We start from the raw sequence: 18,793 nt of genomic DNA on the forward strand, positions 1-18,793 counted from the left end.
GCGACTATCCCCCGCTAGTTGATAAGCCTCTTGCCGGAGGCATAACTTTAAACTTAAATCAATTTCAAAAGTATGAAAAAAAAACGTAGGTGTACTCATTTATGGGTGACAAAAGTGAAAAATTTGTTGCTTGGTGTGCAAGTGGCAGTTTGCTTATTCCTATCAGGAGGTCGAGTTGCACAGGCTATGACGGATGAGCCGTTGATCAATCTTTCGATGAAGGATGTGCCGGTAAAGGATGTCATTTGGGCTATCGAGAAACAGTCGAAACTGGTGTTCGTGTATAACACCAGGGATTTGGACCAAGCGGGTAAGATTGATATTGAGATCAAGGACAAAACGGTGCGGGAGGCTCTTGATATTTGTTTGAAAAACACGGGACTAGAGTATGAAATACAACAGAATACCGTGATTATTAAACGTAAACAAGAGAAAGCTCCGGAGATAGAGAAATTTGTGGTCAAAGGAAAGGTCGTGGATCGGGATAGCGTGCCCTTGCCGGGGGTAACGATTGTCTTGAAGGGAACCGCATTGGGCGTTGTTTCCGATAAAGACGGAAAGTTTAATTTCGAAATCCCGAAGATGGATCATCCGATACTTGTTTTTTCATTTGTCGGGATGCAGACACAAGAACATCAATACACGGGGAAGTCGGAGATCCGGATCACGATGATCGAGGATGTAAAGAGTATGGAAGAGGTCGTGGTAACCGGAATTTTTACCCGGAAAGCGGAGAGCTTTACCGGGGCGGCAAAAACATTCCGGAAAGACGAGTTAAAACGGGTTGGGAATACCAATATATTTCAAAGTTTGAAGAACTTGGATCCTTCTCTTAAAATTTTGGAAAACAGAACAATGGGCTCCGATCCGAATTCCTTACCGGATATGAGGTTGCGAGGAACTTCTTCTTTTCCTGCAGAAGGTGGTGATATTAATCTGAAAGGGAATTACCAGTCGCAGCCCAATCAGCCATTGTTTATCCTGGACGGTTTTGAAACGACGGTGGAAACCGTGTTCGACCTGGATATGAACCGGGTAGAGAGTATCACGATATTGAAAGATGCAGCTTCTAAAGCGATTTACGGTTCAAAAGCCGCTAATGGAGTGGTGGTTATCGAAACGGTGGGGCTCGGAGTAGAAGGAGTGCGGGTGACTTACACGGGCAATCTGGATTTGGAAATGCCCGATTTGACTAGTTATAATTTGTGTAATGCCGCAGAGAAACTGGAAGCCGAAAGGCTTGAAGGGAGTGTATACGGGGATTCGTATACCGGGATGAGCAAGTATTACGAACGATTGAAGCTTGTTAAGGAAGGTTTGGATGAGTATTGGTTGTCTAAACCTTTGCGTGTTGGCGTTGGACAGAAACATGCTCTCACGTTCGAAATGGGAAACAAGGAGATGAAAACGCTTTTTAACGTGGCGTATAGTAACGTGGAAGGTGTCATGAAAGAATCTTATCGCAATACTTTCTCGGGAACAGCACAAATATCTTATCGCAAATCGAATTTTTTGTTTCGGGATATAGCCACGATTACCCGAAATAAAACACAGGATTCACCTTACGGTACTTTCAGTGAATACGCAAAGGCTAATCCTTATTCCCCGGCATATGATGAAAAGGGTGAACCGATGGAAGATTATGCACGGGGTACTTATTCGGAAAAGTCTCCCTTGTATAATGCTAAAACGAATACTAAAGACCAGACTTCTTATTTGAGTTTCACGAATAATTTTTATATCGAGTGGACGATTATTGAGGGGCTGAAAGCGACGGGACGGGTAAGTTTTACGACAAAACGGAGTGATGCGGACGAGTATTATCCTTATAATCATACCAGTCAAAACAATTATAGCCGGGACGTGTATTACAAGAGAGGCGCTTATACCTTGAACACGGGAAAAAGCAACTCGGTATCGAGTGATATCTATTTGAATTTTTCAAGGACATGGGGTAAACATACTTTGTTTGCCAATGCGGGATGGAATATTTCGGAGAATGAGTATATGGAGATTATAAACGAAGCGCAGGGTTACAAGACAGGCAGTATGGACGAGTATATCTTCGGGATGATGTATAAAGAAGACGGTAAACCTTCCGGTAGCAGTTCTAAAAACAGGAATGTCGGGGTGTTGGGAGTTTTTGCCTATACTTATGACGATCGATTTTTATTGGATGCTACTTTGCGTGGAAGTGCGGCGTCTGTGTTCGGGACTGATAAGCCTTGGGCTACTTTCTGGAGTGTCGGGTTAGGTTGGAACCTGCATAACGAGAAGTTTATTCGGGATTGGGGGTTCTTGGAGCAATTTAAAGTAAGGGGTTCTATCGGTTACACGGGTAACCAGAATTTCCAGTCCAATAAAGCGGTGGCAACTTATAAATATTATATGAAGGAAAATTACAATTACTATTGGAGTGGTGCTTATTTGAGTAATATGGAAAATCCGGCGCTTCAATGGGAGTTGAAAAAAGATTATAACGTGGGACTTGATATGAAAATAAAAGGTGTTACGCTGACTTTTGATTGGTATACTTCCAACACGGAAAATCTTGTATCACAGATCACAATACCTGCTTCAACCGGATTTACTTCTGTTAGCGAGAACCTTGGGTTGGTGCAGAACCGGGGTGTGGAGATTTCATTGGGTGTTAACGTTATCAATCGTAGGGACTTCTTTTTGAATGTGAATGGTAATATAACCACGAATAATAATAAATTGAAGAAGTTGTCGGATGCGATGAAGACGTTCAACGAGAATCAGCGGGCTTTGGCTGCCAAGGAAGATCGAGTTACACCGGTGGAGATGTATTATGATGGGATGCACATGAATACGATTTGGGCTGTTCCTTCCCTGGGAATCGATCCGTCTGATGGTTATGAGATTTATTTGAACCGGGACGGACAGATGACAAAACAATGGAAAGCCGAAGATATGGTTGCAGCCGGGGTTGCTGATTCTAAATATAACGGTAATTTCGGTTTGAACGGCGAGTACAAAGGGGTTGGTTTGAGTGTCGTGTTCACTTTTCTCGGAGGAGGAGAACTTTACAATCAGACGTTGGTAGATCGGGTCGAAAATGTCAATATTACTTATAACGTGGATAAACGGGTTTTGTCGGGGAGATGGAAACAACGGGGAGATCAAACACAATTCCGGAGGATTAAGAATTTAGGTGATACATATATCATGGGAAATATGCAGGAATCGGATTATACGCGAGCCACGACTCGTTTCGTGCAGAAGGATAACGAGTTGAATTTATCTTCTTTGAGTGTGTATTATGATTTTCCGCGTGCATGGATGAAGCATATTGGGTTTGAGAGAGTGAGATTACAAGCCAATATGAATGATGTTTACAAGTGGTCATCGATTAAGATCGAACGGGGGACATCCTATCCGTTTGCTCGGACGTTGAGTTTTTCTTTAACAGCAACTTTTTAACGGGTAACCTTTATGAAAACGAGATTATTAATTTTATTGACAGTGTTCAGCCTTGTCTTTATTTCTTGCGAGGACTGGTTGAAAGTAGATTCCTCAACGGAAGTATCACAGGATGATATGTTTTCTTCGGACGAGGGTTTCCATGCAGCATTGACGGGCGTGTATATCGGGATGACTTCGAAGGATTTGTACGGAATGCATTTAAGCTGGCATATGTTGGATTATTTGGCGCATTATTATTGTTTGATTTCGGGAAGTAATGATATATACTTGCATAGCCATCAATACAAGAATGCCCGGGTGTACCCGTATGTAAAAAATGCGTGGAACGGTTTGTATAATTTGATAGCGAACTGTAACAATATTTTAGCCAAGTTGGAAGAGCATAAATCGGAGTTAGATCCGGTAAATTATCAGTTGGTAAAAGGTGAAGCATTGACCTTAAGAGCCTTTTTCCACTTCGATTTGATGAGGATGTTCGGGTACGGTAATTTGAGAAATCGGGATGTGTCCTCCAAGAAGGCAATTCCGTACGTGACTACGTTTAGTAAAGATGTTACGCCTCAGTTGTCTTATGCCGAAACGTTTAAGTTGCTGAAAGATGATTTGCTGGAAGCCATTGAGTTACTTTACGGGGAAGACGGAAAAAATTGTTACCGGATTACAGGGGATGATGATTTTTTTGATAATGGTCCGAATGGGAGTGACTACGGTTTCTTTAATTATTTTAGTTACCAAGACTCTCCCCGGGTGGATTATTATGTGGCAAAGGCTCTTTTGGCTCGTGTCTATATGTGGGAAGGAACAGACGAGGGATACGCCAAAGCCGTGGAGATTGCCGAAGAGTGGTTCTTGACAGAAGATGATTTAGGACAGGATAGTTGGGATTGGGTGTCTCGTTCCCGGGTGACGCATTCAAATGTGCTTTATCGAGATAGAACGTTTTCCCAAGAACATATTTGGCATCTTGCCGTGAACAAGTTGAATGATATTATGGGTCAATGGTTGGATGCATCGAACCCGAATGCGACATATGAACGCGTGTTTTTGACTCAGAATGTAGCATTTACTATTTTTGAAGTGGGGCAAGGGAATGACGTTGGCGTGGATGATTATCGTTATTCTTATTTGTTGCAGCCCCAGGGATCCGGTTTGAATAATTATGCCACGTTGAAGCTGGATCAATGTGACGGGGAAACGCAGTATGGGGAAATAATACCTTTGATCAGTACTCCGGAAATGTATTATATCTGTGCAGAAGTGTTTGCTGAACAAGGAAACCTGAAAAAGGCCATTGGTTATTTGAATACGGTACGGCAGGCACGGGGGATTATGCGGGATTTGGATGAAAATCTGAGTTATCAGGAAGTGAAAGAAGAAATACTGAAAGAGTACCGGAAAGAATTCGTGAGTTTGGGGCAACTTTTCTATTTCTATAAACGCTGGGGCGTGGAGAACGTTGTCGGGTATGCCAATCCGATGGGTGATTCCGAGTATATTCTGCCTTATCCTGACGAAGAGGTAATATCAGGAAATAGAGTACAGTTTTAACATTAAAAATGTATAATCATGAAATATTTGATAAAACAATATTTTGTCTTGTTTGTTATCACGTGCGTGGGGATATATGGATGTTCCGACAGTGATATCATGTATTACGAGGGTGGGAATGCCTTGCATTTCATGAAACTTCGACAGGGGTTGTCGTTTATGACGAACATGGAAGCCGAGAAGGATACGATGTTTATTAAAGTATTGCTCGTGGGGAATCCCGTGAATGTGGAACGGGAGTTCGCCGTGGAGGTGGTGAGTGATTCCAACACGACAGCAACATCCGACCAGTATCGCATCGTGAAGGCGACAGTACCAGCAAATGATACTATTGGTACTCTCGCCTTGGAAGTGTGTAATCCGGAATTTTTAAATATAGAGGAGTCGACGTTAAAGTTGAAATTGGCTGTGAAAGATAACGAGTATTTTAAAGCCGGAGGATGGTTGAATTATGTCACGATTCAATTAACATGGACCACAGATTTAGTACAACCTGAAACATGGAATGCGATGCGTTTCTTCTTTACTTCGAAATATTCTTCTAATGTTTATCGGGCTATTATAGCGTCTACGGGTTTGACGGAATTCTGGTATTATGATCCGGATCCAGAAACGGGTTACCGGTTAGATCAATACGAAGGATGGGTGTATGGGAAAAAATTTGCAGATTGGGTTCGGGAATACAATCGAACGCATGATGACGTGTATCGCCATGATGATGGTGCATATAAAGGTGAGGAAATTATACCTATATATTAATCTAAAAAATAGATGGATATGAAAAGATATTTATTATATATGCTGTTGATTCTTTGGAATGTGAGTTTCTTTACAGCGTGTTTTGATGATAAAAGTACGGATGCCGATCATCCGATTCCGGATATTGTGATAGATACTACTGGAATACCGGAAACATCTAAAGTCGTGCAATATGGGCGTTTGAGTATTCGACCGAAAGTTACACGGGATAATGGGGATAATTCTGATTTGTCATATAAATGGATGTTGAATACTATCGCGGATGATAATCTGAATTCGGGAGCAAAATCTCATTATATATGTATAGGGGAGAATGAAGTACTGGATACAACCATATTTTTAACACCTAACGAAACGTCTTATTTTTTGTGGTACCAAGTTACGGACAATAAAACACAATATCGGCGGGATATCTTGTGGAATGTACTTGTGCAGTCGGCTTATAACGAGGGAATATTAATTGTGGAAACGAAAGACGGGAGGAATACGGATTTCTCTTTGATTGAGGGGAAACAATTTACCGAGGGGTGGACTGCTGCAGATAGAATCAGTCATGATTTATATAGTTCTGTAAACGGTAGTACAATGGAAGGTTTGGTTAAACAGGTGTGCCATTCGTATAATACCAATAATCAGGTGAAATCAAAACGGTTGTATTGCATCGGGGATGATTTTTACACTTTGGTGGATGGTTTGGAATATGAACTTGTGGGACGGGATTTTGAGGTGATCTATGATAATACGCTTACCATGAAACCGAATCAGATATTTTATTGTGGCTCTAATGTGGTTTGGGTAAATGATGGAAATATTTATCCTTTTTCGGCTAATTTGGCTCGGGATTATCCGAATATACAGATTCCGATGAAGTATGCGGTGCAAGAGGGGGAAGCGCAGGTGATGAAAGTTTCCAGCGTGGATAAATGTATAGCATATACACATCAATCTTCCAGTTCTACTACGGCTTGGGGGGTGTGGTATGATAAGGAGGGTGGTCGATTCTTGTGCCAAAAGAGTAATCCTTATGTAAAAAGTAATATAGCGACTTTAGAATCCGATGCGGAAAGACCTTTTGATCCGAATAATGTACCAGGATTGGAAACCGCATATGCTGCCATTGGAGTGGATGATAATTTCTTTATGGTGATGAGGAACACAATCACAGGTGCTTATCAAATTTACGTGATTGAGCGAACTACTTCCAAGGCAAAATATCTTTATGATATTTCTGGAAATGAGATGGATGATGCCGTGGGGTATGTGGTGAGTGAAGATGGAAACGTGGTGTATTTTGCCACTTCAACACAGATTTACGCTATTGTGTTGGGAGGTGTGGCGCCACAAGTAAATTTGCTTTACACGGTGACTTCCGGTGAAATTACTCATTTCTCGATGTTCCGGCAGGCATGGTATCTTTTGGATCCTCGGAAGTATGTTTCCGGGGTCGGGTATAAAACGCCGATTGATACGCATGAGCATTTGTTGTTAGCGGGAGTGTGGAATGGTAACGAAGGGACTCTTTACACGATTCCGATCGTGAGTCCTAGTGGTGGAACGATAGATGCGAATGGTATTAAACCTTATACTGGGTTTGGAAAGATTTTAACGGTTGTTTCTCAACAGTAAAATTTGTAGTGTGTTTTGATTTAGACTGAATTCCCGTCGGTATTGACGGAAGGTGTTTTTGGGATTTTCCGAAAGACCGATGGGATTCTTTATTTTATACTCGTACCGGGTTTGACCGGTATGATATGGATGTATTGTGTTTGTGAATTACTAAAAAATTATGGAAAAAGCAATTGTAAAAGTAGAACACTTATCCCATCGCTATAGTGCGCAGTGGGCAATTCGGGATATTAATTTCGAAATCAGTCAAAAAGGTGTAGTCGGGCTATTAGGCTCTAATGGTGCGGGAAAATCGACCACGATGAATATTATTTGTGGCGTGTTGAATCAGACAGAAGGCGAGGTGTACATTAACGGAATCAGCTTGAGTGAACATCCGGTGGAAGCGAAGCAAAATATCGGATTCCTCCCGCAAAAGCCGCCTCTGTACGGAGATCTTAACGTGGACGAGTATTTGACGTATTGTGCCAATTTGAGATTGATGGACGAGAAACAGGTGAAACCGGCAGTGGAAGAAGCGAAACGGAGATGCGGAATTGCCCATTTCAGCCATCGTTTGATACGTAATTTGTCCGGGGGATACCAGCAACGCGTGGGAATAGCCCAAGCGATTGTTCATAATCCCGCCTTTGTCGTACTGGATGAGCCCACGAATGGTTTGGACCCGAATCAGATTGTAGAGATCCGGGAGTTGATTAAAGAGATCGCGAAAGACCGTTCCGTTTTGTTATCCACGCATATTCTTTCGGAGGTACAGGCTACTTGTAATTATATCCGCATGATTGAAAACGGGCAAGTCGTGTTTGCCGGTACAATAGACGAGTTTGATAATTACATCGAACCCGATACGTTTGTGGCGGAGTTTGAAAATAATCCTATTGCGGAAGAATTGGCTCGAGTGCCGGGAATCATTCGGGTAATTCCATTAACGGAAAGAAAATTCCGATTCCGTTTTGACGGGGGGCGTGATGTGATGCAACGTGTCATTGAGACAAGCGTGGCTAATGGATGGGGATTGAGTGAGATTACCTTGGAGAAGATTTCTCTAGACGAGATTTTTGCCCAGCTTTCCGGAAAGAGAGACAATAAATAATTTAGAAAGGAAGTGTATGAAAGTAATATTTAAAATAGCCAAGTCGGAATTGAGTATGTTGTTTTACTCTCCCGTGGCTTGGTTGATTCTGGTGATTTTTACTTTTCAGTCCAGTATGGCTTTTTCCAATTTGTTTAGTGATTTGGTTGTGGATCAGGCTGTCGGGAATCGTCTTTGGGATGTGACAGAAAAAGTATTTTCTAGTTTTCGGGGGCTTTTGTCCCAGGTGCAACAATACTTGTATCTTTATATTCCTTTGTTGACAATGGGGTTGATGAGTAAGGAGCGTAATAACGGATCAATTAAACTTTTGTTTTCTTCTCCGATCACGAACACACAGATTATACTCGGGAAGTATTTTGCCATGATGATTTATGCCCTGGTTTTGATTGCGATTTTGTTCGTGTATGCCATTTTCGGGATGTGTACAATAAAGGATATGGATGTGCCTTATGTTTTATCCGGTTTATTGGGGCTTTATTTGTTGATTTGTGCTTATGCAGCAATCGGGTTGTTCATGTCGAGTTTGACTTCTTACCAAGTGGTGGCAGCAATGTGTACGCTAGGTCTATTAGCCGTGTTGAATTTTATTGGAGGGGTAGGACAAGATATTCCTTTTGTGCGGGATGTAACGTATTGGTTGTCTATAAGAGGACGCTCCAATGAATTGATCGGTGGGTTGATCTGTAGTGAAGACGTGCTGTACTTTACCATTGTTGTGGTCCTTTTTTTGATGCTTTCTATATTGAAATTGAGGGGGGAGCGGAAAAAGGTTTCCCGGAAGATTGTTATCAGCCGTTATGTCGGGGTGGTTGCGCTTGCCGTGTTCTTGGGATATTTGTCTTCAATTCCGGTACTTATGGGATTTTATGATGCGACGGTTACCAAACAGAGAACATTGACTCCTAATAGCCAGAACGTGATGAGGCAATTGAACGGGGGACTGAAAATAACGACCTACGTCAATTTGTTGGAGCCAAATTACGCTTCGGGATTACCACAAAATCTGAATCAGGATAAACGGCTTTTCAGACAATATCTCCGTTTTAAGCCGGAATTGAAAATGAAGTATGTTTATTATTACGATAAAACAAAAAATGAATCTCTGGATCAGCGCTATCCTTTATTAAGTGACCGAGAGAGGGCGCAGGAGATCGCAAACGGGTTGGAATTGGATTTCAAAATGTTCTTGTCTCCGGAAGAACTTAAAAAGCAGATAGATTTGTCCGAAGAACGAAATCGTTTTGTTCGTCTTATAGAACGTGAAAATGGGCAGAAATCTTTTTTACGGATATTTGACGATATGTCTCGCCAACCGGCTGAAAAAGAAATCACAGCAGCCATGAAACGTATGGTTGTTCCGGCGATGCAGGTGGCATTTCTTGCCGGTCATGGTGAGAGGGACATTGACCGGAAAGGAGACCGAGGATATTATGTGATGTCACAGGATATTACTTATCGGGAAGCGTTAATTAATAACGGTTTCGATAGTTATAAATTGTTTTTGAATGACGGGCAGAAGATTCCGGAGAACACGAATATTTTGATTATTGCAGATGTAAGGCAACCTTTCGAGCAAGAGGAATTAGAGGAAATCCAACGTTATATCGATAGAGGTGGCAATTTAATTATTGCCGGGGAACCTGGAAAGCAGGATATAATGAATCCTTTATTGTCTTCTTTGGGTGTTCAGTTTATGCCAGGGCAGATGGTACAGGAGAGTGAGAATTTCACGCAGAATTTGGTTTTTGGGAAAATTACCCGGGAGGCGGCGGGGATATATTCCTGGTTCCGTTGGATGTTGCGCTGGAATTACCGGGTACCGATGCCTGATGCTGTTGGTTTGGAGTATTCTAAGGATGCCGGTTTTGACGTGATGCCCATACTGGAAACAGATACAACGGGATGCTGGAATGAGTTGGAAACGATTGATTTTGGTGAAGGTAAAGCTGAGCTTCATGCTGAAGCAGGGGAGAAGGAGCAAACGTATGCTTTGGCTCTTGCATTAAGCCGGAAAGTAGGAGAAAAAGAACAACGGATATTCGTTATGGGAGATGCCGATTGCTTTAGTAACGGAGAATTTTTCATGAAACGGAGAGGCGTGAATACGGAGAATCAAATCTTACCGCGTTATGTGTTCTTTTGGTTATCCGGTGGAGAATATCCGATAGATACAACTCGTCCCCATTCTCCGGATACGAAAATTTATATGGGATTGGAGGGAATCACCTGGATGAATATCGGACTTATGGGCTTATTCCCGCTCGCATTGGCAGTTTGTGGTATTGTAATATGGGCAAAAAGAAGGAGAAAATAATATGAAAACAATCTATAAAATAGCGAAGAACGAGCTGAGTATGCTGTTCTGTTCGCCGATAGCTTGGTTGATACTTGTGATTTTTATTTTTCAGGTCGGAATGGAGTATGCGGATGTGTTGACCTCGGACTTGCGGGCTAAGGCTACCGGATATAGTTTGATGGATGAAACTGCCAGTGTATTTTCCGGCATATGGGGGTTGTATTCTCGGGTACAAGGTTATCTTTATTTGTATATTCCTTTGCTGACGATGGGGATTATGAGCCGGGAATTCAGTACGGGGTCTATAAAATTACTGTTTTCTTCGCCTATCACGAATAAACAGATCGTGTTGGGAAAGTTTTATGCCTTGATGGTTTATGCATTATTTTTGATCGGAGGCTTGGTATTGACGGTCCTTTTCAGTTGTATCATTATAAAATCGATTGATTTTCCGTTGGTATTGTCCGGGTTGTTAGGATTGTATCTGTTGACTTGTGCCTATATTGCCATTGGACTTTTCATGTCGAGCCTGACTTCTTACCAGGTAGTTGCGGCAATGGGAACGCTTGCGGTGCTCGCCGTGTTGAACTTTATAGGGGGAGTGGGTCAGGAGATTGCATTAGTTAGGGATATTACCTATTGGCTGTCTATTTCTGGACGTTCAAAGGAAATGATTGACGGCTTGATATGTAGCGAGGATGTTTTATATTTTCTGATCGTGATTGTATTGTTTGTCATGTTGACAATTCTGCGATTGCGTTTTGACCGGAAAAGAGGTTCTCGGGCAGCACGTGTCGGATGGTATACCCTAGTAGTTGGTGGAGCCATGTTGTTGGGATACGTGAGTTCTCGCCCGGCTTGTATGACATATTATGATACGACAGCGATGAAATCGCAGACTTTAACTCTTAATAGCCAGTCGGTTATGGAGAAAATGAAAGGGGGGTTGACGATCACGACTTACGTGAATTTGTTGGATGATAATTATTGGTGTGCTTTGCCCCGTTCCGTGAATGATGATTTCAAGCGATTTAAGCAATACGTGCGGTTTAAGCCGGAGATAAAGATGAAATACGTTTATTATTACGATAAAACGGATAATCCGTCTTTAGATCAACGTTTCCCGGGATTAAGCGATAAGGAACGGGCACAGGAGATAGCCAAAGGAATCAGAATGAAGTTTGATAGATTGTTGTCCCCGGAAGAGGTGCGGAAACAGGTGGATTTGTCTTCCGAGGGAAACCGTTTCGTGAGGTTGGTAGAAAGAGAGAACGGGCAAAAGACTTTCTTGCGGATTTTTAACGATATGTCAAAGCATCCTTCCGAAAGTGAGATTACAGCCGCATTGAAAAGATTGGTTGAAGTTTCTCCAAAAGTCGCTTTTTTGACCGGTCATGGCGAGCGGGATGTTTACCGGGGAGGAGATGCCGATTATTCTACTTTCACGAAAAATCTGGCATTCCGTCACGCTTTGATTAATCAAGGGTTTGACACGGAAGCTCTTTCTTTGGCAGATGGCAGAACAATACCCGAGGAGATTAGTATATTGGTTATAGCCGATCCCCGGGAAAAGTTGACCGAATGGGAAAAGAGCGAAATTAACCGTTATATTGCTTCCGGACGGCATTTGTTAATTGCGGCTAAGCCGGGCAGACAAGCAATACTGAATGAAATAACGGAACCGCTTGGTGTTCATTTTACAGACGGAATTTTGGTTCATCCCAGTGAGGATTTTGCCCCGGATTTAATACAGGGACGTTTTACTCCTGATGCAGAAAGTTTTTCCGGTAATTTAGCTTATTTGAGCCGGAATAATTATAGAATTACCGCACCGGGAACAGCGGGTATTCTTTGTCATCTGCCGGAAGGTTTCGGAATGCTTCCTTTGGTCGTAACTGATAGTGTCGGGAACTGGAATGAAAAAGAAACAACCGATTTCGTGAATGAGGTTCTTGAATTCGCTCCAGAAAAGGGTGATGAAGAATGGAACGGACAACCCATTGTGTTAGCCATGGGGCGTCATATAGGAGGGAAGGAACAGAAAATCATGATATTGGGAAATGCAGATTGTTTGAGTAACGGGGAACTGGTAAGATCGAGAAAAGACGTGAAGTCTGCAAACTTTAATTTGATTCTTGAGATGTTTCGGTGGTTCACAAATGGGGAATATCCTGTAAATACCAGTCGTTCTTACGGACCGGATAATGACCTTCGCATGGAGTACAAGGATTTGATCTGGGTGAAGGTCGGTTTCATGGGGGTGTTGCCTTTGTTGTTGATAGCGGCGGGGATTGTCGTTTGGCTCAGACGTAGAGAAAAATAAGAAATAATAGGGATGTATTATATAAATCATGTAGTTTTATGAAAGAACCAATCGTGAAAGTCGAGAATCTATCTCATCGCTACAGTATTCAGTGGGCTATACGAGATATAAATTTTGAGATTAATCACCACGGGGTATATGGTTTGCTCGGATCAAACGGGGCGGGTAAATCAACCACCATGAATATCATGTGTGGCGTGTTGAAACAGACCAGCGGAAATGTTTTTATCAAGGGTATCGATTTGCGGAAAGATCCGGTGAAAGCTAAAATGCACGTGGGTTTTCTCCCTCAACAACCGCCTTTGCATACCGATCTGACGGTGGAAGAATATCTGGTGCATTGTGCTTTTCTGCGTCGTTTGTCGGGAAAAGAAGTGGACCATGCCGTGCGGGAGGTCATGGGAAAATGTGGTATCGCCCATTTTAGACGTCGTTTGGTACGTAATCTTTCCGGGGGATACCAGCAACGTCTTGGAATAGCCCAGGCGATTATTCATAATCCGGATTTTGTCGTTTTGGATGAACCTACGAACGGGTTGGATCCGAATCAGATTGTAGAGATTCGCCATCTGGTGAAGGAGATTGCACAGGAACGAACAGTGGTACTATCGACACATATCTTGCCGGAAGTACAAGCAACTTGTGACTATATTCAAATGATTGAAGAGGGACAAATGGTGTTTAGCGGGACGGTTGACGATTTTGATAACTATATTACGCCAAATTCTTTGATTGTATCTTTGGCTGCACCTCCAGTTCTGGATGAATTGAAAAATATTCCGGGCATTTGTGGGGCGGAAGAGTTAGGAGGGCATCGTTTCCGGCTTCAGTTTGTCGATGCGCAGGATATTACCGAGCGAGTTGTAGAAACTAGTATGGCAAGGGGATGGCGGTTGACGGAAATCAATATCGAACGCAGTTCCCTGGATGCCGTGTTTGCCGAGTTATCGAAAAAGTAGAACTTTATAAGAACGAAAGATATGAAGATGATATATAGAATTGCCCGGACGGAGATGCAAACTTTGTTTTATTCGCCCGTGGCTTGGTTGATTATCGTGATTTTCACCTTTCAGGTGGGGATGTATTTTTCCGATATATTCGGGGGAATGGTTCGGAATCAGGAATTGGGATACACGTTGCGGAGTGTAACGCTGAACGTGTTTTCCGGTCGGTTCGGGTTGTTCACGGCAGTGCAGCAATATCTCTATTTCTATATTCCTTTGTTGACCATGGGGTTGATGAGCCGGGAGTTAGGTAGTGGTTCCATTAGATTACTTTATTCTTCTCCGGTGACGAATATACAAATCATTTTGGGTAAATTTTTATCCATGATGTTCTATGGTTTGATATTGATGTTCATCCTTTTCATTTTTGGTCTTTATGGTGCATTCACGATTAAAATGGTTGATTTCCCAGTTATTCTTTCCGGAATATTGGGATTATATCTGTTAACATGCGCTTATGCGGCGATCGGGCTTTTCATGTCAAGCCTGACTTCTTACCAGGTGGTTGCGGCAATGGGAACGTTAGCGGTATTGGCAGTATTGAATTTTGTCGGGGGAATGTGGCAGGAGATAGAGTTTGTCCGTGATATAACCTATTGGTTGTCAATTAACGGTCGTGCTGCGGAATTTATCAACGGGTTGATCTGTAGTGAAGATGTTCTTTATTTTTTAATTGTAATCGCTCTTTTCCTTACGTTGGCCGTGTTGAGGTTGAAGTCTATCCGCCAAAAAAGTTCAGTTGTTATTTCTTTCGGGAGATATATGGGGGTAGTCTGTCTTGCTATGCTTTTGGGATATTTGAGTTCCCGTCCGAAGCTGATGGGATTTTATGATTCCACCCGTACAAAAGTAAGAACACTGACGCCTAACAGCCAGGAGATCGTGAATAAAATGGAAGGCGGGTTGACGATTACGACTTATACCAATTTGTTGGACGAATATTACACGGTTGCTTTACCTCGTTACGTGAATCAGGATTTGGACCGCTTTAAACAATACCGGAGATTCAAGCCTGAAATTAGAATGAAGTACGTGTATTATTACGATAAGGCGAATAATCCGCAACTGGACAGGCGCTTCCCGGAGTTGAGCGATCGGGAACGGATGGTAAAGACTGCCAATTCGTGGGATTTGGACACGAATATGTTTTTAACGCCGGAGCAGATTCGGGAACAGATAGATTTGCGTCCCGAGGGAAATCGTTTCGTGCGTCAATTGAAGCGGGATAATGGGCAGCAGACTTTCTTGCGGATATTTGATGATATGTATCGCCATCCTTTCGAGAGTGAAATCACGGCTGCTTTCAAGCGACTGGTGATGCGGCTTCCGGTTGTCGGGTTCATCAAGGGACACGGGGAGCGGGATTGTGTTCGGGAAGGTGACCGGGATTATAATCGTTTTGCCCAGGATAAACCGTTCCGGTATTCATTGATTAATCAGGGTTTTGATTTTGAGGAAATAACACTTGATAAGGATATCCCGGAACATTTGGCGATATTGGTGCTTGCCGATGTAAGGACTCCTTTCTCCGGGGAAGAAATGCAGCGACTGAACCGGTATATCGAGAAAGGCGGTAATATTTTGATCGCGGGGGAACCCCGCAGGCAGGAGATCATGAATCCGATTATCCGGTCTCTGGGGGTTCAATTTATGCCGGGGCGACTGGTGCGTCCGAGTGAGAATTTCCAGGCTGATTTTATCATGGCTTGCCCAACTCCCGAGGCGGGAGAATTGTCTTATATTTTTAAGGAGATGATTGACCGGGAAAGAGTGTTAACGATGCCCGGTTGTGCGGGATTGGAATACACGACAGACAAGGGTTTCCGGGTGACGCCGCTTTTTGTCAGTGATACTGTGGGATGTTGGAATGAAGTGGAAACAACGGATTTCGTCGATGACACAGTGCGGCTCAATCCCGCCGTCGGTGAAGTGGAACGGACGTACACGACAGCTTTGGCACTTTCCCGGAAGGTGGGAGATAAAGAACAAAAAATAGTTATCTTGGGAGATGCGGATTGCATCAGTAACGGGGAGATTAGCATTAGCCGCAAGAACGTCAGGGCGGCAAATTATTCGTTGATCAGCGGGGCATTCTTCTGGATGTCCGACGAAGAAGTGCCTATTGATGTCCGGCGTCCGACAGCTCCCGATAATGCCGTGAATATCGGGGACACGGGAATGTATATTTCCAAGATCGGTTTTATGGGATGTTTACCGGTAGCCTTGGCGATCTGGGCTATTTTTATCTGGGTGAGAAGACGGGGGCGTTAGGGTAAACTGAATCGAAATATTATCGTAGTGTGTCATTAAGCCTAGTGTTGCGTATAGGCTTATTTCTTGATAAGAATCGTATAAATATAAATTATTTACGCGATTCTTTTTTGATTATTACAAGTGGGAACCCGGAACGGTCAAAGGCAGAATCATTGTAAAGCAACAACCTTTTCCGACTTCGGAATTTACTTCTATGCGTCCTGCCAGCTTCTCGATGATAACTTGGCATATATGGTTTATCTGGTTGAATTGCTTATTATCTGCTTTTGAATTATTTTTATATTTATTAGGATGAGCTTGCAATATTTTCATGTTCATGGGCTTTTATCACTTGATAATTTTTTACAGATTAATTTGTTATCTTTGTAGGCGTATTGGGTATTTTAATAAAAGGAATATATGGAGATGTTCTTGAGTGCATTGCAAAAAGGGGATGAAAAAGCTTTCCGTTTGCTGTTCGATGAATTTTATATTGCACTTTGTTTGTTCGCAGAGCGTTTCTTGAAAGATCGGGAAGCGGCAGCAGATGTGGTGCAAGAGTCTTTTTTGAAATACTGGGATCGCCATGCAGACTTTGATAATTACTATAAAATAAAATCATTTCTTTATGTAGTGGTTCGTCACGCATGTTTGAATCAACTCCGGAACAAGCGAGTGAAGGTGGAGATAGAGGAAGATATGGCAATCGAATCGGATGAATTTTTTCAAGAACAAATGATGGAGGAAGAGGCTTATCGAGTGTTTTACAGATCCATAGAAGAGTTGCCCCAGCAGATGCGGAATGTAATTCATTATGCGTTGGAAGGATTGAAAAATTCGGAGATTGCGGAGAAGATGGGTGTTTCCGTTCATGCTGTCCATGCTTATAAAAAGGAAGCATATAAAAAATTGAAAGACAACATGAAAGGTCATTATTATTTGTTGGAAGTGATTCTTTGCATATTCTTGAATAGTTAATAAATAATAAAATTTCAAAGACTGACATACCCGATATTCTATTTCTTATGTTGTAAGAGTAAAGATAAAAAACTCTTTACAAGTAAAAAATGGATAAGGCTTATTTTGATATAGCAATTTTAGTCGGGAAGTATTTGGCAGGGAATTTGACAGGGGAGGAACGCATACGTTTGGATGATTGGTTGATTGCTTCCGAACGGCATCAGAAATGGTTCAGAAGAGTGACTTCAGATGCTTATAAGCAGGAAAAAGGAAAAGTTTCATGCTCCATAGACATAGATGCTGGATGGAAAGATTTGCAGGCAAAACGCTTTTCAAAGCGGCATAAGATGCGGTGGCTTCGTTTGGGAAAATATGCTGCTGTATTGTTGATCCCTTTATTGGTAGTCGGGGGGATGTATTGGCTGTTTTACGAGCATGAGTCAGGAACGGAGATCGTGGAAACCATAGTGGCAGGTACCCGTAAAGCTTATTTGATAATGGGCGACGGTACTTCTATATCCGTAGAAGATCAGCAGCAACGCTTGTTGGAAGAAAAAGACGGTACTAAAATTGATTTGCAGAAAGAACATATTACTTATAAAAATGCTGTCGATAATAAAAATGCTGATCTGATTTATAATGAATTAGTGATTCCGCGTGGCGGGGAGTTTTCATTAACCCTGTCTGATGGTACCATCGTTTTTTTAAATGCGGAATCAAAACTTCGTTTCCCGGTGAAATTTGATGCTAATAATCGAATTGTAGAACTTGAGGGAGAGGGATACTTTCAGGTAGCTCGTGATGAGAATGCCCCGTTTGTCGTGAAAACTTCCAAAGTGAATGTACAAGTTTTAGGAACAGAATTTAATGTAGCCGCTTATACTGAAGATACTGTAATTCAAACTACTTTGGTGAGTGGTTCCGTGCGGGTTTCCTTGGAGGATAGTGATAAAACAGTTGTTTTAAAACCGGGAGAACAAGTTGAATGTAGCCGTCGGGGAAATAGCTTACAAGTGAGTCATGTTGATGTGGCTAGCATTATTGCATGGAAAGATGGGCGGCTTCGTTTTGAAGAAAAATCTTTGTGTGAGGTTATGAAGATTGTAGCTCGTTGGTATGATGTGGAGGTCATATATTTGGATGAGGAGGTAAAGTGGTATCCTTTCGGGTGTAATTTTAATCGTCATTCTACCATTGAGCCTTTGCTGAAAGTATTTGAAGCCACGGGAACGGTGGAAACTCGTGTCGAGGGACGGAAGATATTTATAAAAAAACGAAAATAAAACGGAAGATGGTGGCACATCTCCCGTTCACGGCACTTCATGTTGAAGTGCTGTAATTTAAATAATAAACATTCAAAGTTATGAAAAAAAATCATTGGTTTCCCTATCCTTGGGGAATAAAAATGAAGTACGCGTTACTATTTTGTCGGGTAACCTTATTTCTATGTTTGTTTTGTCCTGGATTGATAATGGCACAAG

Annotated in this window: 12 protein-coding genes; 11 read left to right on the forward strand and 1 reads right to left on the reverse strand. The window is 42.2% G+C overall.

Annotated elements, in window-relative coordinates:
• Positions 1–72 precede the first annotated feature (72 nt).
• The 9 genes from A3CY_RS0115215 (at position 73) to A3CY_RS0115255 (ending at position 16,370) form a co-directional block, all read left to right on the forward strand.
• Entirely contained in the window at positions 73–3,444 is a 3,372-nt protein-coding gene (locus A3CY_RS0115215) for a SusC/RagA family TonB-linked outer membrane protein (protein ID WP_026207729.1), read from the forward strand.
• A gap of 12 nt (positions 3,445–3,456) precedes the next feature.
• Positions 3,457–4,995 carry a RagB/SusD family nutrient uptake outer membrane protein gene (locus tag A3CY_RS0115220; protein WP_026207730.1) on the forward strand — a complete coding sequence of 513 codons (1,539 nt, stop codon included), beginning with the start codon at positions 3,457–3,459 and terminating at the stop codon, positions 4,993–4,995.
• An 18-nt stretch (positions 4,996–5,013) separates the two neighbouring features.
• Positions 5,014–5,754 carry a DUF4843 domain-containing protein gene (locus A3CY_RS0115225; protein ID WP_018338798.1) on the forward strand — a complete coding sequence of 247 codons (741 nt, stop codon included), beginning with the start codon at positions 5,014–5,016 and terminating at the stop codon, positions 5,752–5,754.
• Between the two features lie 18 nt (positions 5,755–5,772).
• Positions 5,773–7,380, forward strand: coding sequence for a PKD-like family lipoprotein (locus tag A3CY_RS0115230; RefSeq protein ID WP_169503679.1), 1,608 nt, complete (start codon positions 5,773–5,775; stop codon positions 7,378–7,380).
• A gap of 160 nt (positions 7,381–7,540) precedes the next feature.
• The gene (locus A3CY_RS0115235) at positions 7,541–8,473 is read left to right on the forward strand and encodes an ABC transporter ATP-binding protein (protein WP_018338800.1); all 933 of its coding nucleotides are present in this window, start codon (positions 7,541–7,543) and stop codon (positions 8,471–8,473) included.
• 16 nt (positions 8,474–8,489) lie between these two features.
• On the forward strand, positions 8,490–10,790 hold the full coding sequence (locus A3CY_RS0115240; protein ID WP_026207731.1) for a Gldg family protein: 2,301 nt from the start codon (positions 8,490–8,492) through the stop codon (positions 10,788–10,790).
• A gap of 1 nt (position 10,791) precedes the next feature.
• Positions 10,792–13,095 (forward strand): Gldg family protein, encoded by a 2,304-nt coding sequence (locus A3CY_RS0115245; RefSeq protein ID WP_026207732.1) that lies wholly within the window; start codon positions 10,792–10,794, stop codon positions 13,093–13,095.
• A 38-nt stretch (positions 13,096–13,133) separates the two neighbouring features.
• Positions 13,134–14,054, forward strand: a complete 921-nt coding sequence (locus A3CY_RS0115250; RefSeq protein WP_018338803.1) for an ABC transporter ATP-binding protein — start codon at positions 13,134–13,136, stop codon at positions 14,052–14,054.
• Positions 14,055–14,075: 21 nt separating this feature from the next.
• Positions 14,076–16,370 carry a Gldg family protein gene (locus A3CY_RS0115255; RefSeq protein WP_018338804.1) on the forward strand — a complete coding sequence of 765 codons (2,295 nt, stop codon included), beginning with the start codon at positions 14,076–14,078 and terminating at the stop codon, positions 16,368–16,370.
• Between the two features lie 117 nt (positions 16,371–16,487).
• Here the strand turns inward: A3CY_RS0115255 and A3CY_RS0115260 are convergent, their stop codons facing one another.
• Positions 16,488–16,685, reverse strand: a complete 198-nt coding sequence (locus tag A3CY_RS0115260; protein ID WP_155828380.1) for a hypothetical protein — start codon at positions 16,683–16,685, stop codon at positions 16,488–16,490.
• 87 nt (positions 16,686–16,772) lie between these two features.
• Here A3CY_RS0115260 and A3CY_RS0115265 point away from each other — a divergent pair, with 87 nt between their 5' ends.
• Together A3CY_RS0115265 and A3CY_RS21250 are read left to right on the forward strand one after the other, a co-directional pair.
• Entirely contained in the window at positions 16,773–17,330 is a 558-nt protein-coding gene (locus tag A3CY_RS0115265) for an RNA polymerase sigma factor (protein ID WP_018338806.1), read from the forward strand.
• 89 nt (positions 17,331–17,419) lie between these two features.
• The gene (locus A3CY_RS21250) at positions 17,420–18,595 is read left to right on the forward strand and encodes a FecR family protein (RefSeq protein ID WP_018338807.1); all 1,176 of its coding nucleotides are present in this window, start codon (positions 17,420–17,422) and stop codon (positions 18,593–18,595) included.
• Positions 18,596–18,793: the final 198 nt, after the last annotated feature.

Source organism: Butyricimonas synergistica DSM 23225 (assembly GCF_000379665.1).
Classification (GTDB): domain Bacteria; phylum Bacteroidota; class Bacteroidia; order Bacteroidales; family Marinifilaceae; genus Butyricimonas; species Butyricimonas synergistica.